Source organism: Amycolatopsis roodepoortensis (assembly GCF_014873915.1).
GTDB lineage: Bacteria > Actinomycetota > Actinomycetes > Mycobacteriales > Pseudonocardiaceae > Amycolatopsis > Amycolatopsis roodepoortensis.
Genome location: NZ_JADBEJ010000005.1, coordinates 1,200,773 through 1,225,498, shown reverse-complemented (window position 1 = coordinate 1,225,498; position 24,726 = coordinate 1,200,773). Strand labels below are relative to the sequence as shown.

Genomic DNA, 24,726 nt, shown 5'->3' with positions numbered 1-24,726 from the left:
GGGTGGCCGAGGTCTCCGAGCCCGAACGTGTCCTGCGGCTCTCGGCGCCGACCGTCGCCGAGATGGGCTGCCTGCTCGATCACGACGACGTCCTGGCCGAGAGTGACACCGGCCGCGGCCGGGTCCGGCTCGGCCTCGTCGACCCGACACCCAAACGGCTGAACCTGGCCAGGAAGGTGGTCGCGAAGGGCAGACCCTGGCGCGGCCGCAACGATCTCTGGTTCGTCCCGGAACCGCTGCTCGGCGCGGGCGGCGGCAAGCTCGCGTTCGTCTTCCCCGGGCTGGAGAACGAGTCCGAGCCGCACGCCGAGGACGTCGCCCGGCATTTCGGCGTCGACGCCGGCAGGTACGGCAAGGGCGTGTTCCAGCTGGGCAGGCTTCTCGACAAGGCGTTACGCGTCCTGCGCGTGGCCCCGGACGCGCTCGCCGGGCACTGCCTGGGGGAGTGGACCGCCATGGCCGTCGCCGGGATCCACTCCGGCGCGGAGGCCGACTCGTTCCTGGCGGGCTGCGATCCCGGCGCGCTCAAGGTGCCGGGGCTGGTCTTCGCGGTGATCGGCGCTTCGTCGTCGGCGGTTCTCGAAGTCCTCGAAGGACAGTCTGAAGTGGTCCTTTCGCACGACAACGCGCCGAACCAGTCGATGATCTGCGGGCCGGCGGAGGCCGTCGAGGAATTCGTGCGCGGATTCCGCGCCGACGGCGTGATCTCGCAGGTGCTGCCGTTCCGGTCCGGTTTCCACAGCCCGATGATCGAGCCGTATCTCGGCCCGATCCGTGAGGCGGCCGAGCGCTGTACGTCGCACCCGGCGAAACTTCCCGTCTGGTCGGCCACGACAGGGCGGCACTACCCGACCTCGGACAGCGACGTGCGGGAACTGTTCGTGCGGCATCTGCTGGAGCCGGTACGGTTCCGTGTCCTCGTCGAGAACATGTACGCGGCGGGCTTCCGCGCGTTCGTGCAGACGGGCGCGGGACAGCTCGGGTCGCTGATCGGGAACACCCTGCACGACCGCGAACATCTCGTCGTCGCCGCGCATTCCGCGCACCGGCCCGGGCTCCCGCAACTGCTGCGGGTGGTGACGGCGTTGTGGGCCGACGGTGCCGATCCGGCGTTCGAACTCCTGCCGGGCCAAGGCGGAGTGAACCGCGGCAGGACGATCCGGCTGGACCTCGGCGGCGGGCTGGTGTCGCTCGACGAGGGTGCCCGGCGCGGCTTCCGGCCGCCGGGGGTCAATTCGTCCACTTTGGACCGGATCGGACAACGGGACCCGCTGGCAGCCGGATTCTCCGGGTTGCCGGCCGACACCGCCGGCCTGGCGGCCGAACCGTTCGCCGCCAGGTCGGCGCCCCGGGCGCGGCCGTTGCGCACCGAACTCCGCGTCTCCGTCGAGACGATGCCTTATCTGCTCGACCACTGCTTCTTCAAGCAGCCGCCCGGCGCGGATCCCGCCGACTCGTGGCCGGTCGTGCCCGCCACCACGGTGATCGGGCACCTGACGGACTTCGCCGAACAGGCCGCGCCGGGCAGGCGCGCGGTGGCGCTGGAGGACGTCCGGCTGAACCAGTGGATCGCCGCGATCCCCGCGCTGGACGTCCCGGTGACCGTGGTGCCGCAAGGCGCCTCCCGGGTCGGCGTTTGCCTGGGCGATTACTCCAGGGCCGTCATCGACCTGGACGCCGGGTTCCCGGCCGATCCACCCGGGGCCTGGACCTTCCCGGCCGAACGGGAACGGACCCCGGACCTGCGCGCCGAGCAGCTGTACACCGATCGCTGGATGTTCCACGGGCCGAAGTTCCAGGGCGTCGAGGAACTGGTCGCGGTGGGGGACCGGCACGTGCGCGGCGTGCTGCGGACCCCGGAGGCGCCGGGGGCGCTGCTGGACAACGCCGGGCAGCTGCTCGGGTACTGGATCATGTCGCGGCTGCCCGCCCGCACCACGGTGTTCCCGGTGGGGATGCGGCGGATCCGGTTCTACGGCGAGCATCCGTTACCCGGCGACCGGGTCGACTGCGTCGTCCACGTCGTGTCGGTGACCGACGCGGAACTCGAAGCCGACGTCCAGCTGATCCGTGGCGGCGGCCGGGTCTGGGCCGAGATCGAGGGCTGGCGCGATCGCCGCTTCGACAGCAATCCGGTGATCCGGGCGATGGACCGACGGCCCGAACGCGCCACGCTGTCGGAAGAACGGCCCGGCGGCTGGGCGCTGGTCCGCGAGCAGTGGCCGGATCCGGCGACGCGCGAGCTGATCATGCGGAACGTGCTGGCCGGTGAGGAAAGACAGGCCTACGCCGACCAGCCGCCGCCCCGGAGACGGGGCTGGCTGCTCGGCCGCATCGCGGCGAAGGACGCCGTCCGCCGTCTCTTGTGGACGGACGGTGCGGGCGACATCTTCCCCGCCGAGCTCCGCGTCGGCAACGACTCCTCGGGAGCACCGGAAGTTTCGGGCGCCTACGGAAGGACGCTGCCGGAGCTCACCGTCTCGATCGCCCACCGGGACGCGCTCGGCGTCGCCATCGCCCGCCGAGGGCCGTGCGGCATCGACGTCGAAGCTGTCGAAGACCGCACGAGCGCCGCCCTCGGCGAGGTGGAACGAGCACTGCTCGGTGAACCGGAAGCCTTGTGGTCCACCAGATTCCGGGCCGCGAAGGAGGCCGTCGCGAAACGGCTCCGCGCCGGCCCGCGCGGTTTCACCGTCGTCGGCGTGGACGACGGGCGGCTCACCGTGGCGGTGAGCGGTACCCGGTATCCGGTGTGGCACACCACGATCACCACCCCGGCGAAGGATTACGTCGTGGCTTGGACGGAGAACGATGACCACTGAACACCCGTGCGAAACGGCGGCCTGAGTGGGCAGATACCTCTTCGTCGTGCCGCCGCTGACCGGGCACGTGAACCCCGCTGTCGGGGTCACGGCCGCCCTCACCGCGCGCGGTCACCAGGTCGCCTGGGCGGGACGGCCGGAGATCATCCGGCGGCTCGCCGGCGACGGCGCCGACGTGTTCCCGTGCGCCGTCCCGCGCCGCCCGCCCGAACGCGACGCGAGCATCGAGGCACCGGCGGCGTACCGGCTCCGGTGGGAGGAGTTCCTGATCCCGCTGGCCGAGGCGATGGCGCCCGGCGTCCGCGCCGCGATCGGCCGGTTCCGCCCGCAGGTCGTGGTCGCCGACCGGCAGGCCGTCGCGGGCGGCCTCGTCGCCGACGGGCTCGGCCTGCCGTGGGTCACCTCCGCGACGACGTCCGCGGAACTCGTCGATCCCCTGGCCGGGATGCCGAAGGCAGCGGCCCGGCTCGACGAACTGCTCGACGCGCTGCGCACGCGGATCGACGGCGGGCCCGCCGACCCGAGGATGTCCCCGCACGGCGTGCTCGCCTTCACCACCCGCGAACTGCTCGGCCCGGCCACGCTGCCGCACCAGGTCCGGCTGGTCGGCCCGGCCATCGGCGGCCGAGCGCCCACCTGCGACTTCCCGTGGGACCGGCTCGACCCGGCGGTGCCGACCGTGTTCGTCACCCTCGGGACCACCGACGCCGACGCCGCCGGAGACTTCCTCCGCTCGGCGGCACGCGGGCTCTCCCGGATCGGCGGGATCCAGACCGTCATCGCCGACCCCGGCGGCGCCGTGGGGCCGGTGGGGGACAAGGTGCTCGTGGTGCCCCACGTGCCCCGGATGGCGCTTCTGGCACACGTGGACGCCGTGGTCTGCCACGGCGGGTACGACACCGTCTGCGAAAGCCTGTGGCACGGGGTGCCGCTCGTGATCGCGCCGATCCGGGACGACCAGCCGATCGTCGCCGGGCAGGTCGTCGACGCGGGCGCCGGCGTCCGGCTGCGGTCCGGCCGCGTGGCACCGGACCGGATCGCGGCCGCGGTGACCAGGGTGCTGGACGATCCGGGGTACCGGTCGGCCGCGGAAAAGGTGGGTGCCTCGTTCCGGTCGGCGGGCGGGGCCGCCGCGGCGGCGGACCACCTGGAGAAGCTACTCGGCTAGCCTCTTGAAAAGCCCGCGTGTAGGGACTCTCCTGGAGGGGTACCAGCCTTCAGAAGGTGCGTCCTCGTGCTGGGAGTCGCCATGACCGCGGTGAAGACCTCGCCCCGCCCGGAGGCCGTCCGTTTCGGCGGGCGGCGCCGGGCGCCCAAGGGCAGCGTGTTCCTCAACATCGTCCGCACCACCGACCACAAGACGATCGGCGTGCTCTACCTGAGCACCTCGTTCGCGTTCTTCCTCATCGGCGGGTTCATGGCGCTGCTGATGCGCGGCGAACTGGGCAGGCCGGGGATGCAGTTCCTCTCGCAGGAGCAGTACAACCAGCTGTTCACCATGCACGGCCTCATCATGCTGCTGCTGTACGCGACACCGAATCTCTTCGCCTTCGCCAACTACATCCTGCCGCTGCAGATCGGGTCACCGGACGTGGCCTTCCCGCGGCTGAACGCGTTCTCCTACTGGCTGTATCTCTTCGGCGGGCTGATGACGCTCAGCGCGTTCCTCACGCCGAGCGGGGCGCCCGACTTCGGGTGGACGATGTACACGCCGCTGTCCAACGCCGCGCACACCCCGGGCGTCGGCGCCGACCTGGTGATCATGGGCCTGATCGTCTCCGGGCTCGGGACGATCCTCGGCGCGGTCAACATGGTCACCACGATCCTCTGCCTGCGCGCGCCCGGGATGACCATGTGGCGGTTGCCGCTGTTCACCTGGAACATCCTGTTCACCACGATCCTGATCCTGGCGGTCTTCCCGATCCTCACCGCGGCCCTGTTCGGGCTGATGGCCGACCGGCGCCTCGGCGCGCACGTGTTCGATCCGGCCAACGGCGGGGCGATCCTGTTCCAGCACCTGTTCTGGTTCTTCGGCCATCCCGAGGTGTACATCGTCGCGTTGCCGTATTTCGGCATCATCACCGAGATCGTCCCGGTGTTCAGCCGGAAACCGCTCTTCGGCTACAAGCTCATGGTGTTCGCGACGATCGCGATCACCGCCCTGTCCTTCGCCGTGTGGGCGCACCACATGTTCGCCACCGGCGCGGTGCTGTTGCCGTTCTTCTCCATCATGACCTTCCTCATCGCGGTGCCGACCGGGATCAAGTTCTTCAACTGGATCGGCACCATGTGGAAGGGGCAGCTCACCTTCGAGTCGCCGATGCTGTGGTCGATCGGGTTCATGGTGACGTTCCTGCTCGGCGGGCTGACCGGGATCATCCTGGCCGCGCCGCCGCTGGACTTCCACATCCACGACAGCTACTTCGTGGTGGCGCATTTCCACTACGTGCTGTTCGGCACCATCGTGTTCGCCACCTTCGCCGGGATCTACTTCTGGTTCCCCAAGATGACCGGGCGGATGCTCGACGAGCGGCTCGCGAAGCTCCATTTCTGGACCACGTTCATCGGCTTCCACACGACGTTCCTCGTACAGCACTGGCTCGGCAACGAAGGAATGCCGCGCCGCTACGCCGACTACCTGAGCACCGACGGTTTCACCTTGCTGCACACGATCTCCACGATCGGTTCCTTCCTGCTCGGCGCTTCGGTGCTGCCATTCCTGTGGAACGTCGTCCGCAGCTACCGGTTCGGGGAGGTCGTCGAGGTGGACGATCCATGGGGACACGGGAATTCCCTGGAATGGGCGACGACGTGTCCGCCACCCCGGCACAACTTCCTCGATCTCCCGAGGATCCGATCCGAACGCCCGGCGTTCGAACTCCACTACCCCCACATGATCCCGAGGCTGCGCGCCGAGGGGCATACGACCCCGTTCCAGCGCCGAGACCAGGCCACCCCGTCGGAAGTGGTGGCGGACAAGGCACTGAAGGACGACGACACCGCCTGAGGCGAGGGAATGAGGTACCGCGCATGATCCCCATGGATGTCGAAGGGATGGCAGTCCTGGCCCCGGAAGCGGCACCGGTGATGTTGCTGCGGGAGCGGGAGGGCGAACGCCGCTGGCTGGCGATCACGATCGGCGGCCCCGAAGCGAGCGCGGTGGCGCTCGCGCAGGAGCAGATCCGGCTGCCGCGGCCGGGCACGATCGAACTGATCGGCCAGGTGGTCGAGTCGTTCGGGCACCGGGTCACCGGCGTGCAGGTCACCGCACTGCGGGACGGCATCTTCTTCGCCGACCTGGTGCTCGATTCCGGTATCCGCGTCTCGGCGCGGCCGAGCGACGCGGTCGCCATCGGCTTGCGCGCCGGGGTCGGGATCGAGGTGGCCGACGCGGTACTGGAGGTCGCCTCCGTGCGGGTCGAGATCGTCGGTTCCGGGCCGGACGCGGAACTGCCCGCGGTGCCGTCGGATCCGGTCGCGCAGGAACGGGCGGTCGAGGAGTTCCGGGAGGCTCTGGACAAGATCGCGCCGGAGGACTTCGGAGAGCTGCCGCCCGATCCGCCCTCCCGCCCGTGAGATGAAGGGGCCTTTCCCAGCGAATTTCGCTAGGAAAGGCCCCTTCATCGCGGGTGAGCGTTACTGCTTGGCCAAGCCCTGCTCGATCGCCTCGATGATGCGCGGCCGCATCTCGGCGGCGCTGATGATCGCGTCCACCGAACCGACCTTCACCGCGCGCTCGATGCTGTGCACGCCGTCGAACTCGGCCGCGACCGCGCCCAGCTTCTCGGACCGCACCGACGACTGGAGTTCCGCCAGTTCCGCCGCCAGCGCGGCGCGCTCGGCACCGGTCGCCCCGCTGAGCTTCTCGTTGAGCGACCGCACCCGCGGATCCGCCGCCGTCCGCGCGTTGACCTCACCCGCGAACACGACCGCCGCGGCGGGCGCGCCGCCGAGCACCGAGGCGAACGAGCCTTCCAGCGCCAGCACCGTCATGTTCGGGTTCAACGCCTTAGAGAAGACCACGAACGCGCCGCCGTGGTACCGCGAGATCACGGTGAACACGATCGGGCCCTCGAAGTTGACGATCGCCCGGCCGATCTCCGCGCCGTACTCCAGCTGGAGCTTCCGCATCGACTCCGGCGAGCCGTCGAAGCCGGACAGGTTCGCCAGCACCACCAGCGGCCGGTTGCCGCTGGCCGCGTTGATCGCCCGCGCCGCCTTCTTCGACGACCGCGGGAACAGCGTGCCCGCGGTGTAGGTGTCCGGGCCGTCGGTGGGCGGGAAGCCGCGGCGCGGCACCGAACGCGACTCGATCCCGAGCAGGCAGACCGGCCGCCCGCCGAGGTGCACGTCCTGCACGGCCGCGGTCTCCGCGTCCGCCATGCCCGGCCAGCGCTCCAGCACCGGGTGGTCCTGGTCCGACAGCGCGCGCATCACGGTGCGGATGTCGAACGGCTTCTTGCGGTCCGGGTTGGCCTCCCGCGAGAAGATCTGGCCCACCGTGGTGAAGTCGCTGTCGACGGCCGCGTGCGGGAACGACGAGATGTCCCGGTCGATCGGGTCGTTCGTGACCGCCTTGCGGGGGCCGGGCTCGCCCGGCGCCACGTAGGTGTGGTCGTAGTGCGACATCAGCACGTCACGCGCCGCGGCGAGGTTCGGCGCCCAGTACTGCGCCTGGCCGTTCGGGCCCATCACGCGGTCGTAGCCGCCGATGCCGAAGTTGTCCTCCGCTGACACGCCACCGGAGAAGTCGAGCGACTGCTTGCCGGTCAGCACCATCGCGGAATCCGGCGTCATCACCAGGATTCCCTTGGTGTGCATGAGCATCGTCGCTTCGGCGTTCCAGTACGGCTGGGCGCCGACGTTGATCCCGGCCACGACGATGTTGATCTCGCCGCCGTTCTGGGTGAAGTGCACGATCCGCTTGAGGGCGGCCGCGACCCAGTCCATGTTCTCGGTACCGGACTCCATCGAGATCCGGGCACCCGCCGAGAGCGCGTACCACTCCAGCGGGACCCGCAGTCGCTCGGCGAGGTCCAGTGCCGCGATCACCCGCGAGCACTCCGGCTCCGACAGCGCGCCGAGGGCCTTCGTCGGGTCGCCGAGCAGCACCACGCGCTTGACGCCTTCGGGGTACCGTTCGGTCGGCGTGGTGACCACGCCGGCGACGATCGCCGCCTTGTTGCGGCCCTTCTTCCGGTCGACCGGGACGAGGGTGTTCGTGTCGTCCATGTCGTACTCGGTGAACGAGCCGAGCATCTCGGTCAGCTCGTACGGGTACACCGTGTCGCGGCGACGGGCGCGCAGGACGTTCTGGCGGTAGTCGTCGAGCGGCAGGATGGGCTCGGTGGTGGGCTCGGACAGCGACATCTGCACGCCGCCGCTCACGTCGTAACCGATCCGCACGGCGACCTCTTTGACCTCACCGGTCGCGCGGTCGCGCTGCCTGCCGAGGAACTGGACCTCTTCGAGACCCGCGCCCGCCGTCGACGGCTGCACACGCTGGGCGACGGTGTCCAGCTCCTCGCCGGTGAGCTCGCTGGTCGGCCACACGTACAGCATGATCCGGTTGGTGTCGAAGCGTTTCCTCGGCGGAAGCTTCGCCTGCACCTCGCGGATCGCGTCGAGGCAGCCCGCCAGCGTCCCTTCGACCGCGGGCAGGGCCAGCAGCTTGCCGTCGTTGTCCCGCAACGGGGTCAGGTCGCGGACCTGGGCGAGCGCGACCAGCCGCTGGTCCGACGGGTTCATCGGCGAAACGCACTTGAACAGGTAGACGTCCTCGTCACCCGACGGCAGCCGGGTGAGGTCGAAGTTCGCCAGCCGCTGCAGCTGCATCCGCTGGGCGATCAGCGGGTGGAGGCCGCGGATCAGCCGCTCTTCGCTGAACCCGGTCGAGGACGGGCGGAAGGTGAAGTGGTGGTGCATCACCGCGCCGCCGTGCCCGGCGACGGTGGTGGTGATCCGCCGGACGCGGCTCGGCAGCGACTCGGCCGTGAGGACCTCGCGCAGCCCGGCCGCCATCGTGTCGTCGTCGGCGGACTCGTCGTCCCAGGTCAGGTAGAGGTCCGCCTCGACGTCGGTGTCGGCGGGCAGCTGCGCGGCGAGGTCGGCGACCGCCTTGACCGCGCCGGGCAGACCGGCGCGGTCGACGGCGGTGGTGACCATGTGGAACCGCTCGTTCGCGTCGGCGTAGTCACCGGTGACGAAGGTGCAGCCGCCGACGGTCACCTGCTGGACATCGGTGAGCGCGCGGTTGCCGTAGTAGCGACGGCTCAGGACTTCCAAAAGCGGGCCGTGATCGGTGCCGGGGCGGCCGATCCGCTGCCCGAGCAGGCGGACCAGCGGCTGCGCGCTGGCCAGCATGCTCGCGATCCGCTCGGCGCGGTCCGGAGAATCCGGGTGCAGGTCGAGGTGCCGCAGGTGTTTGCGGACCTCGCTGTACGCCTCGGCGCGGGTCCGGCGGAGCAGCGGCTGGGCGAACCAGCGGAACACGACGCTGCGCGCCAGGTCGCCGACCACCGGGAACCGGAGCTGCGTGGCGGCGATGAGCGCCTCCAGCGCCTTACCCGCGGGCTCGCGCATCGACTCGAACGGCTGCGGCTCGGTGAGCCACTGCCGCAGCAGCGCGGTGACGACCGCGACGTCGGACGAGGTCCGCTGCTGGGCGAGGAAGATGCGGAAGACCGCCTCTTCCAGCTCCGGCGTGCGCTCCAGGTCGTCGATGCCGTAGTGCGACAGCACCTTCTTGAGCTTGTTCTGGAACGACTCCGACAGCCCGGCGCGTTCGACGTCGAGGCTCTGCAGATAGGTGTGGAAGAACTCGCGGGAGCTGTGCACCCGGGTGTCCGTCTTGGTGTCTTCGCGCGCGGGCTTGTTGCGCATCAGCTCGGAGAGGTCCGCGAACACGGTCAGCAGTTCGACCTCGCCCTCCAGCGGGCGGTCGCCGTTGCCCTCCAGTTCGGCGCGGGCGGCGAGGTACGTGCTGAGCGTGCGGCGCTCGTCGTGCGGGTCCACGTCGAAGCCGAGCAGGAGACTGCGCAGATCCTGCTGGCCCCGCGTGATCCGCTGCGCGGCCGAGGTGTCGTCCGGTTCCGCGGGCAATTCGATCTCGACACTGCCGGTGTCTTCGGCGACCTCGGCGCCTTCCTCCGCCAGCGGCTCGAGCCGCAGCAGGGGAGCGCCGGTCTCGACCTGGCTGCCGACCGAGACGACGCACTCGCGCAGCTTCGCGCGGAACGGTGCGCGGAGCACCGTCTCCATCTTCATGCTTTCCAGCACCAGCACGGGCGCGCCCGCCTCGACCTCCGCGCCGACCTCCAGCGGGGTCGCGACGACGAGCGCGGGCGCGGGGGAGCGGACGACGCCGCCCTCGTCCCGGCTGATCCGGTGGGTGACGCCGTCGACCTCGACCAGGTGGATCGGCCCGTGCGTGCCGGTGACCAGGCGGAACCGGGTGCCGTTGACGGTGATCTGGCCGGTGTGCTCGTCGAACCGGTCGACCTCGACGTCGGCGGGGTGGATCTCGCCGCCGCCCGCCGAGACACCGACGCGGAACCGGCGGTGGCCGATCCTGGCGACGCTCACGCGGTACGCGGCGCCGCGCAGTTTGAGGTCGAGCGGACGGCCGCTCTCGTGCTGGACCTGCGGGCGGCCACCGTGCGCGGTGGAGAGCAGCCGTTGGCGTTCAACGGCTTCCTCGTCCTCGTACGCCTCGATCGCGGCGGCCGCGAGCGCGATCGCCGAGTGGCGGTGGGTGACCAGCTTGCCTTCGCCGCGGACGCGGTCGATCCAGCCGGTGTCGGCGCTGCCGTCGATCACCTCGGGCTGGTCGAGCAGGTCGAGGACGAAGCTCTTGTTGGTCGCGCCGCCCTCGATGATGACCGTGGTCTGGGCCATCGCGCGGCGCAGACGGCCGAGCGCCTCGTCACGGTCGCGGCCGTAGGCGATGATCTTCGCGATCATCGAGTCGAAGTCGGCCGGGATCGTGTCGCCTTCGCTGACTCCCGTGTCGACCCGGATACCGGGGCCGGCGGGCAGGTCCAGGCGCGCGATACGGCCGGGCGACGGTGCGAAGTCGCGGTCCGGGTCCTCGGCGTTGAGCCGCGCCTCGACGGCGTGACCGAACTCGGGGGGCTGGACGCCGTCGAGCTTGCCGCCGGAAGCGACGTGCAGCTGGGCCTTGACCAGGTCCATGCCGGTGGTCAGCTCGGTGATCGGGTGCTCGACCTGCAGGCGGGTGTTGACCTCGAGGAACGCGAACAGCTTGTCGCCGGGGTGGTAGAGGAACTCGACCGTGCCGGCGCCGCGGTAGCCGACCGCGAGCGCGAGCCGCTCGGCGGACCGCTTCAGCTCGTCGGCCTGCTCGGGTGCCAGCACCGGGGAGGCGGACTCCTCGATGATCTTCTGGTTGCGGCGCTGCACCGAACAGTCGCGGACGCCGAGCGCCCACGCGGTGCCCTGGCCGTCGGCGATGACCTGGACCTCGACGTGCCGGGCGCCGGTGACCAGGCGCTCCAGAAAGACGACGCCGCTGCCGAAGGCGCGCTCGGCCTCCAGACTGGTGCGCTCGTAAGCGTCCTCGAGCTCGTCGGCGGAGGTGATGACGCGGATACCGCGGCCACCGCCGCCCGCGGTCGCCTTGAGCATCAGCGGGTAGCCGATCTCGTCGGCGGCCTTGATGGCGGCGTCGAGGTCCGCGACGGCGCCGCGGCTCCACGGGGCGACCGGGACGCCGACCTCCTCGGCGATCAGCTTCGCGCCGATCTTGTCACCGAGCTTGCGCATGGCGTCCGCGCTCGGTCCGATGAAGGTGACGCCCAGCCGCTCACACAGCTCGGCGAAGGCCGGATCCTCGGCCACGAACCCCCAGCCGACCCAGGCCGCGTCGGCCCCGGTCTCGGTCAACGCCCGCTCCAGCACGGCGAAATCCAGATACGGACGCGCCGACGCGGGGCCGAGGTTGTAGCTGATGTCGGCTTCCCGCACGAACGTCGCCGACCGGTCCGCGTCCGTGAAGAGCGCGACGGTCTCGATCCGCCGTCCGGTCTCCGCCGAAAGCTCGCGGACGGCGTGGATGAGCCGCATCGCGGCTTCTCCGCGGTTGACGATGGCGACACGACTGAACACCGACTGAGCCTCCCAAGTGCGCGACACCGCCCCGCCGGATCACGCGCGGGACAGTCTTCTGTTCCTGCCAACAGCCTGCCTCTTACCGGCCGGTACGAGAATGTCGCCGGTGGCGCATGCCGAGGGCCGGGTGTTGTAGGAACCCGCCAAAAAGTGTCCTGGAACACCTAGTAGAGGGGGCTGATGACGTGATGAAGTGGACAACTGGGGGTCGGGCTTGGTAGCCGGGTCGGCGAGGTGTCATCCGGTGTTCACGCCGGTTTCATCGGCGGATGTTCCGGTGGGTCGTGGCTGGGGCTTTGTGGGTCGGTTTCGGTGAGCGGGGGTGCCGGGGTTGGTTCTTGGGGCGCTTGGTCGGGGTGTGGCGGCGTTGGCGAGTGTGCTGACAGGTTGTGTTGCGGTCTCGATCGAGCTGTGGCCGGTTTTCGGCAACGGTGGTTGCTCTGGGGTGCGGTGCTCGGGGGCGTGGTCGGCTTTCGGCGACGGGCTGAGGCTGGTTGTGTGGGGTGAGACGTCATCGAGTGGTGTTTCGGTCTTTGGCCGGATTCTGGCAAGGTTTCAGACCGTGGCCGTTTTTCGGCGACGGAAGTTAGGTGTATCGCGGGCGCGGCCGCAGGTCGCGAGACGCCACCGCATGGTGTATCGACTCTGGCTCTGTCGCCGGATTCCGGCAATGGTCCCAGGTCTGGGGGACGTGGTCGGTTTTCGGCGACGGTCTCAGGGGTGCGGACGATAGCGGGCGTAGGCATGAGGCGCCATCACGTGGTGTGCCTCCTCTGGTTCTGTGGCCGGATTCTGGCAATGGTCCCAGGTCTGGGTACGCGGCTGGGGGGCGGCGGACGCGGGCTGTCTGACGGGCACATCCGCAAGCCGCGATAGGTGATCACGGGGTGCGCCGTGCTTGGCTCCGTCGTCGGATTCCGGTAACGATCGCGAACCTGGGCGACGTGGTCGGTTTTCGGCGACGGTCTCAGTGGCGCGGACGATAGCTGTATAGCGGGCGTAAGTCATGGGGCGCCATCACGGGGTGCGCCGTGCTTGGTTCCGTGGCCGAATTCCGGCAATGGCCCCAGCCCTGGACACGCGGCTAGGGGCGGCGGACGCTAGCTGTACGACGGGCGCTGCCGCAAGCTGTGAGAGGTGATCACAGGGTGCGCCGTGTTGGTTCTGTCGTCGGATTCCGGCAGCGATCGCGAACCTGGGCGACGTGGTCGTTTTCCGGCGACGGTCTCAGTGGCGCGGACGATAGTTGTATAGCGGGTGTAGTCATGGGCGCCATTACGTGGTGCGTCGTCTCTGGTTCCGTGGTCGGATTCTGGCAATGGTCCCAGGATTGGGCACGCGGCTAGGGGCGGACGCTGGCTGTCTGACGGGCACAGCCGCAAGCTGCGAGAGGCCATTACAGGGTGTGCCGTGCTTGGTTCTGTGGCCGAATTTCGGCAACGATCGCAAACCTGGGCGACGTGGTCGGTTTTCGGCGACGGTCTCAGTGGCGCGGACGATAGTTGTATAGCGGGCGTAGCGATGGGGCGCCATTACGTGGTGTGCGCGATCTCTGGTTCCGTGGCCGTCTTTCGGCAATGGCCCCAGGCCCGGGCGCGGCTAGGGGCGGCGGACGCTAGCTGTACGACGGGCGCAGTCACAAGCTGTGAGAGGCCATCGCAGGGTGCGCCGTGTTGGTTCTGTCGCCAGATTCCGGTAACGAATCCAGCCCCTCGGGCAACCGTGGTCGGTTTTCGGCGACGGTTCAGAACGGTGGTTCCTCGGCACGAGGTTCGTGCAGTGGCGGTGGCGCACTGTCGTAGCTCTGCCCGGTCGGTGTGGTGATGGTGAGAGTGCCATCAGAGGTAAGCCGGTAGACCCAGCCAGGTTCATCCTTCAACCGGTGGTCCCGACGGCACAGATCGATCAGCTCGGTATCAGCGGTGTGGCCGCCGTGCTGCCACGGCACCGCATGGTCGAGATCGCAGGCCTGGGCGACCAGATGGCAACCGGGTCTTCGGCATTCCCGATCCCGCACCCGCACGAACTCCCCCAACCCCGCAGTAGGCCGATACCGATCACGCCCCAAATCCAGCACCTGCCCGGAGAGCGGATCGGTGACGATCCGCCGCAACACCGTGTCCGCCCCAGACGCGATATGCCGAGCCAGGGCGGCCGGAACATGGCCGTGGCCGGCGAGTTCGGCAGGGTCATCGTTCAGCCCCAGATAGGTGTTCAAGTCCATGTACAAGAACACCTCAGACCGTTCACTCCCGCCCTGCCCACCCAGCAACAGATCAAGGGCCACGTCCGCGCGGAGCTGATCCAGGGTGCGGGGTTCGCCGCCGGTCTTGAGAGCGCGTGCTTCACGATCGATCCGGGTGTAGGCGGCGGCGACCTTCTCCACCGGCCCGTCCTCCACCTCGATCGACGCCACCCCGGCCTCACCGTGGCGGATCGACAACCGCCGCCCGGCACGATGCCGCTCCGCACGCCGGGCGGCACCCTCGCGGTCGGCCATCATCGCCGCATGATTCGCCGCCTTCCGAACCTGCTCCGAGTTCCGCCCCGGCAACCGATCCTCCGAAACCGCGTCCACCGCACGCGCATCGTCATCGGACAACCACGCGGTCGCGGCGGCGACCTTCATCGCCCCATAGCCACCCACCTTGCCCCGATCCAGCAACCCCAACGTGCACGGCAGCCGCGTGGTCAACGCCTCCGCCGTCGACACCAACCCAACGGCATGACCGTCCACAACAGACAACCCCAGCGCGACCTCCTGCACCACACTGCCAGCACCGCCACGGTGACGGCTCAGTTGCGCCAACGCCCGGAACCGCACCGCCTCCAACCGCGCGATCCCCTCCGACGCAGCAACCGCGGCAGCGACAGCATCGTCGTCCTCCAACGTATCCAGCAAACCATTGACCTCCTTCAAAACATCAGCCGACGTGATTTCCTTGAGTACCGCCACAACGGCGTTGCGTGTATCCACACACCGAAGCTACAACCGACCACCGACAAAACGGCCAATTCCCTTACGTGGCAACAGGTATCCGATCAGTAGTAGTGCCGCAATTCGCCCCACAGCGCAGACCAAGGCCGCGAAGTCCCCGCACACAAGGAAATCCGCACTCCTTGCTCCTCGTTCTCCACGCCGAGCCCGTTGTCGTGCACGGCCGCCTCGTGACATCCGGTGAACCACGCCGGAAGATACGGTCCCACGACGACCACCGGGCCTACAGCGTCAGCCGAAGGAGGGCCCCAGTCCGCATAGGACATATGCCCTGAGTACACCGAGGGAAGCCCGTAATGCTCCAAAGCCCCCGCCTGCCCGTAATTGCGCGTGAAGATCACCGCGGTCGAGCGCTGCTCGGCCGGGATCCGTTCCCAAACCCGGGCGACCGAAGAAGCCAGCTCCGGCCACCCCACCTGCTCGCCTTGCTCCTTGTTCACCGCCAGTACCGGCGCCAGCGCGGACTCCGGCAGCAGTGGCAGCCCGACGACGAGCGACACGGCCGCGCCCACGAGAGCCAGGAAGACGGCCAGGGCGCGGCGCCAAGTCCGGTCGAGCCAGCGCAGGCAGGGGTCGGCGCCGGCGGCCGCGAGCAGCAACAGGAACGGCGCCGAGTAGTACGGTTTTCCGCCCAGCGCCAGCAAAATCACGCACAGCGCCGGATAGGCCAGTGCCAGGGAGCGGGCCCAGCGCAGGCCAGGATCGCGCCACAGCCTGAGTCCGCCGGCGATCCAGACCGGCACCGCCACGGGCGAGAGATAGAGCAGCTGCATCGGCACGAACAGGATCCGGTTCTCCGCGCCGTCGTCCTCGCTGATACCGGAAGCCACGGTCAGCAAAGGGAAATCGTGCGCCGCCTGCCAGATCAGGCCCGGTGCCGCCAGTAGAAGCGCGAGCAGGATCCCGACGGGAAGCCAGCCGGTGCGGAACACCGTCCGCGGGCCGACGGCGAGTACCGCCAGGCCGATCGAGGCGACCATCAGCAGGACCAGCCACTTGCCCTCCAGCCCGACGCCGACGACGGCGCCGACCGCGAGCCACCATCGTCCGTCGCCGGTGCGGAACAGGCGCAGGGTCACCAGGCCCAGTGCGCTCCAGACCAGCATGTCGACGGTCGCGGTCGAGAGCATGTGCCCGTCGACCACGACGAACGCGGCCAGCGCGGTCATCGCGGCGGTGAGGACCTGCGCGCCGCGCCCACCACCGAACTCGCGCGCGACCAGCGCCAGCAGGATCACCGTCGCGGCGGCGCACAACGTCGCGACCACGCGCAGACCCGCGGGAGTGGCACCGAAGACGTCGGTGGAGATCCGCGCGAGCAAGGGGGTCAGCGAAGGCTGATCGACATAACCCCAGTCGAGCCGTTTCCCCGCGGCGAGGAAGTACAGCTCGTCCCGATGGAAGCCGTACCGGCCGGACAACAGGGTCAGCACCAGAACCTGGATCGCGACCACCAGACCGACCGGACCCCGAGCGAATCGCTCCATCGCGCCTCCCCGGACAGAGGCGAAGCCTACTGCGCGGGCGGCGCCAGTTCGACCCTGTTGCGGCCGCCTTGTTTCGCGCGGTAGAGCGCCATGTCGGTGGCGACGAGCAGATCGTCGACGCTGGTGATGTTGGCCGCCGGATACAGCGCCCCGCCGATCGACACCGTCAGATCGGTCAGCACGGTGTCGCGATCGGGCAGCGCGACCGACACCACCGCCACCTGATGCCGGATCCGTTCGGCCACCTGGAGCAGCGTTTCCTCACCATGGATGTCCGGGATGACGATGGCGAACTCCTCGCCGCCCCACCGTCCGCAGACGTCCTGCTCCCGGATCTCGGCGCGCAGCGCGTCGCCGACCGCGCGCAGGACGAGGTCGCCGTTGGGATGGCCGTAGGTGTCGTTGATCGTCTTGAAATTGTCGAGGTCGAGGAACAGCACGCCGAGCTTGCGTCCGGCGCGCGTCCGGCCGAGTTGCTCTTCGGCCAGCTGACGCCATCGCCGTTTCGTGACGAGACCGGTGGTGGCGTCGGTGTGCGCGTCGCGCCGGTACTGCGTCAGCAGCAGCCCGCGGTGCAGCGCGACCAGCGCGATGACGACCCCGACCAGCACCAGCGGGTTGGCCTGCACGAGGACGACGGCCGTCACGAGACCGAGGCCGAGCGCGCCCGCCTCGAGGATCTGGTCGCCGAAGCCGGAGAACAGTTCGCTGATCGACTTCGGCGGCGACGAGAGCGCGATCGCGATCATCACCAGCGCGGTGTTGATCGCCCACCGCAGGGCCGCGGCGACGATGATGACGGCGAGGTCGCCCAGCCCGGCGAGCAGCCCGGAGTCGGGCGGGCCGGGGTAGTGGCGCATGCCGAGGCTGAGCACGAGGACGGCGGCCTGCGTGCCGCAGAGCACCGTCGCGGCGGAGAAGATCCACCGATGGGGGAGAACCGGCCGCTGGTGTGGCCAGATCCGCAGCCATGCGATGGTGTAGGTCACCACGACCATCGCGGCGGCGAGCACCGGCGGCAGCGCGATGACGGCGGCGACGCTCCACACCGCCTTGGTGTCGACGTAGGCGACCGACGGGGCCCTGTCGTACTCCCGTTGGCGTTCGATCTGCCGGGTGCCCTCGATCGCGATGGCCGCGCACAGCGTCAAGACGCCGAATCGCACCAGGTCGGTACCGGTCACCGGGACCAGCCGGGCCGTGGCGGCGGTCGAGAGGACTGCGATGAGATTCACGACCAGGACGTAGGAACGCACAGGTCGCGGCAGGCTCCACAGGTGCCAGGCCTTGAGCCGCCGCCGCGCGCCGCCGAGTCGTCCGTCCACACACCCTCTTCCGTCGGTGATCTACACCGTAATCGAACCGGGACGGCGACGACCGCGTTGTCTCCGACGATAAGACGGGCGGCCGCGAATTCCCCCGGACAGCCCAACCGAAACGAGGGAGGTGCACCGATGCAGGACAACAACTGGTGAGTGTTTTGCCGGGTAGATCGCTATTTCGAGGGAGGTGAACGACATGCGGGACAACAACTGGACCACTCGGCGTGACAACAACTGGACGTGAGTGATCTCGCCCACGAGCGCGCGGAATCGCGAAGGGAGGTGAACGTAGTGCGTGACAACAACTGGACGACCCGTCGTGACAACAACTGGACGTGATGTGTCAGGAACCGTGCTCGCCAACGGGTGTCGTCCCGCCGAGCGGCCCCACCCCGGGGCCTCGGCGGGACGACACCGCCCGTGACCACCCCACCCCGGCGACACCGGCGACGAGCACCCCCGCGCCCGCCGCGACGGTGACCACGGTGGTCGGCGCGACGACCTGGGCCAGCAGCCCGGCGGCCGCGATCCCCACCGCCTGAGCCGCCCGCAGCGCGGCGATCGCGACCCCGATCACCTGCCCGCGATGGGCGGGCGGCGCGGCGAGGCTGTACTGGGTCTGCGTGATCATGTCGTGCGCGGAGAACACTCCCGAGATCGTCCACAGCACGACGATCGTGACCAGGCCCGGAGCCCAGCCGGTCGGGATCAGCACCAGGCTGCTCGCCACCGCGAGCGCGCCCAGCACCCGGATCTGCCGTTCGCGCGGGACGCGGCTCAGCAGAAGCCCGCCGAGCACCGAACCGACCGGATTCGCGGCCAGCAACCACGGCAACGCGCCCGCGCCGCCCAGTTCGGCGGTGACCGGGACGGCGAGGCCTTCGGGTACGACGTAGAAACCGCAGCAGCAGGCGATGAGCAGCAGCCAGCGCAGCTTGCGGTCGCGCGCCACCAGCCGGCATCCCGCGATCAGGGACGGACGTTCGTGGTGAGCGGGTGCCGATGGCGGGAATCGTTCGAGGCCGAAGTGGAGCATGAGCGCCGACAGCGCGAACGTTCCCGCGTCGATCAGCAGCGCGCCCGGCACACCGAGGCCGGTGACGACGGCGGCGCCCGCGCCGAAGCCCACCACGAGCCCGGCCTGGTACGTGGACGAGATGACGGCCTGGCCGACGACCAGCCGGTCCGGGTCGAGCAGATCCGGCAGCATCGCCTGCCGGGCCGCGTGGAACGGCCCGGCCATGAGCTGCACGAGGAACAACAGCGCGGCCGCGACGGGCAGCGGGAGCCCGGGGACCGCCATCAGCGCGATCAGGACGGCGCGGCCGACGTCGGTCACCACCATCACGGTGCGCCGCGAGAAGCGGTCCGCGATGCCGCCCAGCGCGCCGCCGAGGAGGTCGGGCACGAACGTCAGCGCGTACGCCGCCGAGGCCCACCCAGCCGACGAAGTCCGGTCGAACACCAGCACCGTGAGCGCGACCCTGGCCAGCTGGTCGCCGGCGACCGAGAGCAGATGAGCGAGCCAGATCCGGCGGAATCCGGCGACCGCGAAGACACTGCGGAACGACGCCGCTCGGGCTGGCATGCGCTTCAGGCTGTCGTGAAGCGGCCACTCGGCGCAACCCTCGGAAAAAATCCGTCCACCGTGTCGAACCGGCGAGGTCCCGTTCGACGTGTCGGTAAGAGAAGGAACGGAGAATCCGATGTCGCATTCACTGGGCCCGCTGGCGAACAACCTCGCCGCCTACGCCATCTACTCGACCGCGCAGACCGAGATGCGTCACGCCTACAAGCTGATCGACGCGGGCGACTACCTTGGCGCCGCCGCGGAGATCGACTCCGCCGCACGCGCCGCCGAAGTGCTCGCCCGTGCCACCTTCGATCTCGACGCCGAGCGCTCGGAACGCTGGCTCAGAGTCGTCGCCGCCCGGAAGCGGTTCGCGGACCAGGCCCGGGCGCGGGCCTCGGACACCGCACTGGCCGTCGCCGCTTAACGGAAAGCGCGCCGATAGGTGCCGGGGCTGACGCCGGTCGTGCGTTTGAACCGGTCGCGGAACGCGGTAGGCGAACCGAAACCGACCTCGGCGCCGATCCGTTCGACGGCGTGCTGAGTGGTCTCCAGCAGATGCTGTGCCTGCCGGACCCTCGCGCGGTGCAGCCATTGCAGCGGCGTCGTCCCGGTCTGCTCGCGGAAATGCCGGATCAGCGTGCGCGTGCTCATCCCGGCACGCGCGGCGATGTCGGCCAAGGTGAGTTCGCGCGCGAGATTCTCCTGCATCCAAAGGAGAGTCGGTTCCAGCGCCGCGCCGCGGGGAGCGGGCGGATGGCGCAGCGCGATGAACTGCGCCTGACCGCCTTCGCGTTCCAGCGCCATGACCGAAAGGCGGGCGGCGTCGGCCGCGATCGCGGAGCCGTGGTCCCGCCGGATCAGATGCAGGCACAGATCCAGGCCGGCGGCGGCGCCCGCGGACGTCAGGATCTGCCCGTTGTCGACATAGAGCACGTCCGGGTCGACCTCGATCTCCGGATACGCCGCGGCCAACGCCTCGGCGGCGACCCAGTGCGTGGTGGCGCGAAGGCCGTCGAGCAGGCCCGCGGCGGCGAGAACGAAGGTGCCGGAACAGATCGAGGCGATCCGTGTGCCCCTCGCAGCGGCCGACGTGAGCGCGTCGCGGACGGCTTCCGGCAACGGAGCGGCCGGGACCGCGGTGCCGGGGACGATGATCGTGTCGGCCTCGCGCAGCGCCTCCAGTCCCCGCGGCGCGCGCAGGGTGAAGTGCCCGGCGTCGACTTCCGGGTGTTCGGCGCAGACGAGCAGCCGGTAGCCGGCGCTTCCGTCGGCGAGCCGGGTGCGGGTGAAGACCTCGATCGGCGTCGAGAGGTCGAACGGGATCACCTTGTCCAGCGCGAGGACCGCGACGGTGTGCATGACCGCAACGTACCCGCCCGATGGCGAGATCCCGTTGGAAGGCGTCGTTCACGCCACTGGGAGCGGGCCGCGGCCGGTTCTAGCGTCGAACCATGATGATCATCGCGCCGATTCTCGTCGGCCTCGTCTACGTCGTACTGATGTCGCTGATCCACGAACCGCATCGCCGCCGCTTCAACGCGGTCATGGTCGCTGGGGCGGGTGCCGCCTATCTGAGCGGAGGCGGCCTGGGGATCTGGGAGTTCGCGTTCGCCGCGGTCGTGACTTACGTGGCTTACCGCGGCCTCGAATCCTGGACGTTCATCGGTATCGCCTGGCTGCTGCACACCGGCTGGGACGTCGTCCACCACCTCAAGGGCGCCCCGATCATCCCGTTCCTGCACGATTCGTCGTTCGGCTGCGCGATCTGCGACCCGGTGATCGCGATCTGGTGTTTCGCCGGCGGGCGATCGGTGACGGATTTCGTGCGCGCCCGTGTCGGTTCCCGGCGTCCGCGTTCGTCGGTGGGGTGAACCGATCGGACGAAGGGATGTCGAGATGACCGTGATCGTGGCGGGCCGGGTGAACATCTTCGAGTGCTGGGAGTCGGAGGAGGTGCTGAACGCCTGGCGCGCGATCTCGCCGAGGCCGACGTACTCCGCCGAGATCCGGGACGGGGAGGTCTTCAAGCACCGGGTTTCCTACTCCGGGCCGCCGTTCGACTGAGCGTTTCCGCTTCCTTGGCCCAGCCCCACGCGGTGAAGATCAGGGCCAGGAGACCGATCAGCGCCACGTAAATGGCAACACCCGGCGACACCAGCTGCCGGAGGGCCGCCACACAGGCGACTGTTCCGGCGAAGACGGACCAGCCGGCGAACACGAAAGCGACGCACGCGGCGAGTGTGCGAGTGGTTTCGCCGACGGAAGCAGGAACGGCGCGGTAGGCGTGCGCACCCGCGAGAAACGGGGGAATACACCACGCGAAGACCGCGATGCCTAACGCGACGCCTGCGGGACCAGTGACCTCCCAGCCGCCTTTCAAATTGCGTTCGAGCTGGAAGGAGGAGAGGTAGAGCGTGCCGATGTCCAGGAAGCCCGGCGTGGTGAACGCGAGCGCGGCACCGGCAATACCGGCGATGGCGATCAGCGCCCAGACCGTGGCCACCGCCTTGGCCTGCCACGGCCTCGCCCGGCGATCGCGCTCGGCCGGTCCGGCGTCCGGTGCATCGGTGGCGGGCGCCGGACCGCGTGCGGCTCTCAAGGCGTTTTGGATGGCCGAGAAGGTCAGCGCGGCCGCCAAGAGGCCGAGCGCCGTCCAGATGACCGGTTTCCATCCGGCGCTGATCTCGCCGACGGTGTCGGTCGCCAGGTTTCCCACCACGCCGGCCGCGATCGAGGTCAGGGCGGCCACTCCGGCGGCCGCCGCTGTCGCCCCTGGTGAGAGTCGCCGCATGTGGCCCCCGTTTCACTACGTCGACGAGGGCCATGTTAGCCGGGCGCTTGGCCGTTGGGCCGTTTGATGCGAACATATGTTCTATGACGACCGAGGGTCCCATCCTGCACGCCGACCTGGACTCGTTCTACGCGTCGGTCGAGCAGCGTGACGACCCGAAGCTGCGCGGGCGGCCGGTCATCGTCGGTGGCGGTGTGGTGCTGGCGGCCAGTTACGAGGCCAAGGCGTTCGGCGTCCGCACGGCGATGGGCGGCGGCCAGGCTCGGCGGCTGTGCCCGGACGCGATCGTGGTCCCGCCTCGGATGCACGCGTATTCGGCGGCGAGCAAGGCGGTCTTCGAGGTGTTCGGCAACACGACACCGCTCGTGGAAGGCATCTCGATCGACGAGGCCTTCCTCGACGTCGGCGGGTTGCGGAAGATTGCGGGCACGCCGAGCCGGATCGCGGCGAAGCTGCGCAAGGACGTACTGGAGCAGGTCGGCCTGCCGATCACCGTGGGCGTGGCGAGGACGAAGTTCCTCGCGAAGGTGGCCAGCGGCGTCGCGAAACCCGACGGCCTGCTCGTCGTGCCGCACGACAAGGAGCTGGAGTTCCTGCACCCGCTTCCGGTCGAGCGGCTGTGGGGTGTCGGCAAGGTGACGGCCCAGAAGCTGCGCGAGCGCGGCGTCACGACGGTCGGGCAGATGGAGGGGTTCGGGGAGAAGGAACTCGTCCGGATGCTCGGCCGCGGCGTCGGCGCCCATCTCCACGCCCTGTCCCACAACGACGACCCTCGCCGCGTGCAGACGGGCCGTCGTCGCCGGTCGATCGGGGCGCAGCACGCGCTCGGCAGCAGGCCGCGGTCTCCCGCCGAGCTCGACGCGATGCTGCTGACCCTGGCCGATCGCCTCGCCCGTCGCCTGCGGGCGGCGCACCGGGTGTGCCGCACCGTCGTGCTGCGGATGCGGTTCGCCGACTTCACCAAGGCGACGCGTTCACACACCCTCATGGAGGCGACCGAGCAGACCGGCGCGATCGTCGCGGCGGCGCGTGACCTGCTCGCCGCGGCGAGACCGCTGATCGACGAACGCGGCCTCACGCTGATCGGGCTCGCGCTCACGAACCTGTCGAAGGACGACGCGATCCAGTTGGCCTTGCCGTTCGGGGCGAAGCCGAGGGACGCGCTCGATTCGACGCTCGACACGGTCCGGGACCGGTTCGGGTCGAAATCCATCACGCGCGCGGTGCATCTGGGGCAGGCCGAGCAGCCTTGGGTACCGCTGCTGCCGGACTGAACCCGTCGCTAGGGTGTCCCGGTGGCGGAAGTCGAGATCTACACCGATGGCGCGTGCAGCGGGAATCCCGGTCCCGGCGGCTGGGGCGCGGTGCTGCGGTACGGCACCGTCGAGAAGGAGATCTACGGCGGGGATCCCGGGCCCACCACGAACAACCGGATGGAACTGACCGCGCCCATCGAGGCGCTGGAAAGCCTGAAACGCCGGGTGTCGGTCGACATCTACACCGACAGCACCTACGTCCGGAACGGCATCACCAGCTGGGTGCGGAACTGGAAGAACAACGGCTGGACGACCTCGGCCAAGACACCGGTCAAGAACGCCGATCTGTGGCGCCGCCTCGACGAGGCCGCCTCACGGCACGACGTCGAATGGCACTGGGTCAAGGGCCACGCCGGGCATCCGGAGAACGAGCGGGCGGACCGGCTCGCCGTCAAAGGCGTGGAAGAGGTCGTCGGACGACCGGTGATCCAGCCCGGCGAGCGGCCCGCCCGGAATCGTTAGCAGCTGACGTTCACCTTCGCGCTCTTGGCGAAGGACACGTGGACGTGGTCCATGTGGTTGGCGGTCGCGCCGCCTCGGTCCTCCATGGTGTCCCAGCCGCTGCCGTCGTTGTAGCGCTGGCGCCAGATGACGTAGGTGACGCCGAAGTCCTTCTGATTCGCCATGAGGTACTCGGCGATGGCGTTGCCGGTGGCGGTGTCCACCATGAAGTCCAGCGCGAGGCCGGAGGGGTGGTCGCTGGCATTCGCCCGGCCGGCGACACCGCCGACCGTCTTGACGCCGAACTTCGCCTTGACGTGGTTGCCGACCTGGGCGACGTGCGGTTTGGTGCCGGCGAGGTCGGTGGAGCACGCCGTCGCGGCGGGCACGGTCTTCTTGACCGGCGCGGGGGCCTTGGTCGACGTCGTCGGCTTCGGGGGAGCCGAGGAGGTCGACGGCGGCGGGGTTGTCGTCGTGCTGGAGGGCGGGGTGCTGCTGGTCGACGGCGGGGGCGTCGTGCTGGAGACCGGGGGAGACTTCAGCGCGAGCGCGGCGCTGGCCGCTTCGACGTCAGGGGTACCTGCGGACGTCAGCCACATCGACGCCGGGAGCGCCGTGGCGACGGCTGCCGCGATACCCGCGGGGAGCTTCCACTGCGGAGCCTTGTGCTTGCGATGTCTGCCGGCCATTTCTCTGATCACTCACCACTTCGGGGACGGGAACTCGCGTCGGGGGCCGCGAGCTCCGGGCAACATTACGAAAAGGACACGGCAATGTCACGCCCGAGTGTGTTCGCCCACAGTTACCTTGATCGTTGAACCAAAAGAGGCTCACGCCCGTACAGACA

General features: G+C 69.5%; 17 protein-coding genes. 9 read left to right on the top strand and 8 right to left on the bottom strand.

Going from position 1 to position 24,726, the window contains the following annotated elements; genetic code table 11:
* Positions 1–2 precede the first annotated feature (2 nt).
* The 4 genes from H4W30_RS25085 to H4W30_RS25070 all read left to right on the top strand — a co-directional run bounded on the left by H4W30_RS25085 (position 3) and on the right by H4W30_RS25070 (position 6,398).
* Entirely contained in the window at positions 3–2,822 is a 2,820-nt protein-coding gene (locus tag H4W30_RS25085; protein ID WP_318780664.1) for an acyltransferase domain-containing protein, read from the top strand.
* A gap of 25 nt (positions 2,823–2,847) precedes the next feature.
* Positions 2,848–3,990 (top strand): glycosyltransferase, encoded by a 1,143-nt coding sequence (locus H4W30_RS25080; RefSeq protein ID WP_192745104.1) that lies wholly within the window; start codon positions 2,848–2,850, stop codon positions 3,988–3,990.
* An 81-nt stretch (positions 3,991–4,071) separates the two neighbouring features.
* On the top strand, positions 4,072–5,829 hold the full coding sequence (gene ctaD, locus H4W30_RS25075) for an aa3-type cytochrome oxidase subunit I (RefSeq protein WP_225950223.1): 1,758 nt from the start codon (positions 4,072–4,074) through the stop codon (positions 5,827–5,829).
* A 23-nt stretch (positions 5,830–5,852) separates the two neighbouring features.
* Positions 5,853–6,398 (top strand): bifunctional nuclease family protein, encoded by a 546-nt coding sequence (locus H4W30_RS25070; RefSeq protein WP_192745102.1) that lies wholly within the window; start codon positions 5,853–5,855, stop codon positions 6,396–6,398.
* 60 nt (positions 6,399–6,458) lie between these two features.
* On the opposite strand, the gene H4W30_RS25065 is transcribed toward H4W30_RS25070, so the two are convergent.
* From H4W30_RS25065 to H4W30_RS25045, 5 genes are all read right to left on the bottom strand, one after another.
* Entirely contained in the window at positions 6,459–11,948 is a 5,490-nt protein-coding gene (locus H4W30_RS25065) for an ATP-binding protein (protein WP_192745101.1), read from the bottom strand.
* A 1,747-nt stretch (positions 11,949–13,695) separates the two neighbouring features.
* Complete coding sequence (locus H4W30_RS25060; protein ID WP_404799922.1) at positions 13,696–14,928, bottom strand: HNH endonuclease signature motif containing protein; 1,233 nt, start codon at positions 14,926–14,928, stop codon at positions 13,696–13,698.
* Between the two features lie 65 nt (positions 14,929–14,993).
* The gene (locus H4W30_RS25055) at positions 14,994–16,436 is read right to left on the bottom strand and encodes a glycosyltransferase family 39 protein (protein WP_192745100.1); all 1,443 of its coding nucleotides are present in this window, start codon (positions 16,434–16,436) and stop codon (positions 14,994–14,996) included.
* A gap of 26 nt (positions 16,437–16,462) precedes the next feature.
* Positions 16,463–17,761, bottom strand: coding sequence for a GGDEF domain-containing protein (locus tag H4W30_RS25050; RefSeq protein WP_378234835.1), 1,299 nt, complete (start codon positions 17,759–17,761; stop codon positions 16,463–16,465).
* A gap of 340 nt (positions 17,762–18,101) precedes the next feature.
* Positions 18,102–19,346: an MFS transporter gene (locus tag H4W30_RS25045; protein ID WP_192745099.1), complete on the bottom strand. Its 1,245-nt coding sequence runs from the start codon at positions 19,344–19,346 to the stop codon at positions 18,102–18,104.
* Positions 19,347–19,464: 118 nt separating this feature from the next.
* Between H4W30_RS25045 and H4W30_RS25040 the strand changes: the two genes are divergently transcribed.
* Complete coding sequence (locus H4W30_RS25040; protein WP_192745098.1) at positions 19,465–19,755, top strand: hypothetical protein; 291 nt, start codon at positions 19,465–19,467, stop codon at positions 19,753–19,755.
* Here the strand turns inward: H4W30_RS25040 and H4W30_RS25035 are convergent.
* Positions 19,752–20,690, bottom strand: a complete 939-nt coding sequence (locus tag H4W30_RS25035; protein ID WP_192745097.1) for a GlxA family transcriptional regulator — start codon at positions 20,688–20,690, stop codon at positions 19,752–19,754. The two genes, H4W30_RS25040 and H4W30_RS25035, sit on opposite strands and share 4 nt — an antisense overlap.
* A gap of 92 nt (positions 20,691–20,782) precedes the next feature.
* Between H4W30_RS25035 and H4W30_RS25030 the strand changes: the two genes are divergently transcribed.
* Positions 20,783–21,202, top strand: a complete 420-nt coding sequence (locus H4W30_RS25030) for a DUF6010 family protein (RefSeq protein ID WP_192745096.1) — start codon at positions 20,783–20,785, stop codon at positions 21,200–21,202.
* A 25-nt stretch (positions 21,203–21,227) separates the two neighbouring features.
* Positions 21,228–21,395, top strand: coding sequence for a hypothetical protein (locus tag H4W30_RS25025; protein WP_225949861.1), 168 nt, complete (start codon positions 21,228–21,230; stop codon positions 21,393–21,395).
* On the opposite strand, the gene H4W30_RS25020 is transcribed toward H4W30_RS25025, so the two are convergent.
* Positions 21,355–22,080, bottom strand: a complete 726-nt coding sequence (locus H4W30_RS25020) for a hypothetical protein (RefSeq protein ID WP_192745095.1) — start codon at positions 22,078–22,080, stop codon at positions 21,355–21,357. The two genes, H4W30_RS25025 and H4W30_RS25020, sit on opposite strands and share 41 nt — an antisense overlap.
* A 125-nt stretch (positions 22,081–22,205) precedes the next feature.
* On the opposite strand from H4W30_RS25020, the gene dinB reads away from it, so the two are divergent.
* Together dinB and rnhA are read left to right on the top strand one after the other, a co-directional pair.
* A complete protein-coding gene (gene dinB, locus H4W30_RS25015; protein ID WP_192745094.1) occupies positions 22,206–23,396 on the top strand; it encodes a DNA polymerase IV in 1,191 nt (396 codons plus the stop codon).
* 21 nt (positions 23,397–23,417) lie between these two features.
* On the top strand, positions 23,418–23,900 hold the full coding sequence (gene rnhA, locus H4W30_RS25010) for a ribonuclease HI (protein WP_034319504.1): 483 nt from the start codon (positions 23,418–23,420) through the stop codon (positions 23,898–23,900).
* Here the strand turns inward: rnhA and H4W30_RS25005 are convergent.
* Positions 23,897–24,568: a hypothetical protein gene (locus tag H4W30_RS25005; RefSeq protein ID WP_192745093.1), complete on the bottom strand. Its 672-nt coding sequence runs from the start codon at positions 24,566–24,568 to the stop codon at positions 23,897–23,899. The two genes, rnhA and H4W30_RS25005, sit on opposite strands and share 4 nt — an antisense overlap.
* Positions 24,569–24,726: the final 158 nt, after the last annotated feature.

What these genes read in the sequence shown, in the direction of transcription:
- H4W30_RS25055 (WP_192745100.1), bottom strand. Translation starts at nt 16,436, where the DNA reads ATGGAGCGATTCGCTCGGGGTCCGGTCGGTCTGGTGGTCGCGATCCAG.
- H4W30_RS25035 (WP_192745097.1), bottom strand. Translation starts at nt 20,690, where the DNA reads ATGCACACCGTCGCGGTCCTCGCGCTGGACAAGGTGATCCCGTTCGAC.
- H4W30_RS25045 (WP_192745099.1), bottom strand. Translation starts at nt 19,346, where the DNA reads ATGCCAGCCCGAGCGGCGTCGTTCCGCAGTGTCTTCGCGGTCGCCGGA.
- ctaD (WP_225950223.1), top strand. Translation starts at nt 4,072, where the DNA reads ATGACCGCGGTGAAGACCTCGCCCCGCCCGGAGGCCGTCCGTTTCGGC.
- H4W30_RS25070 (WP_192745102.1), top strand. Translation starts at nt 5,853, where the DNA reads ATGATCCCCATGGATGTCGAAGGGATGGCAGTCCTGGCCCCGGAAGCG.
- dinB (WP_192745094.1), top strand. Translation starts at nt 22,206, where the DNA reads ATGACGACCGAGGGTCCCATCCTGCACGCCGACCTGGACTCGTTCTAC.
- H4W30_RS25030 (WP_192745096.1), top strand. Translation starts at nt 20,783, where the DNA reads ATGATGATCATCGCGCCGATTCTCGTCGGCCTCGTCTACGTCGTACTG.
- H4W30_RS25040 (WP_192745098.1), top strand. Translation starts at nt 19,465, where the DNA reads ATGTCGCATTCACTGGGCCCGCTGGCGAACAACCTCGCCGCCTACGCC.
- H4W30_RS25025 (WP_225949861.1), top strand. Translation starts at nt 21,228, where the DNA reads ATGACCGTGATCGTGGCGGGCCGGGTGAACATCTTCGAGTGCTGGGAG.
- H4W30_RS25005 (WP_192745093.1), bottom strand. Translation starts at nt 24,568, where the DNA reads ATGGCCGGCAGACATCGCAAGCACAAGGCTCCGCAGTGGAAGCTCCCC.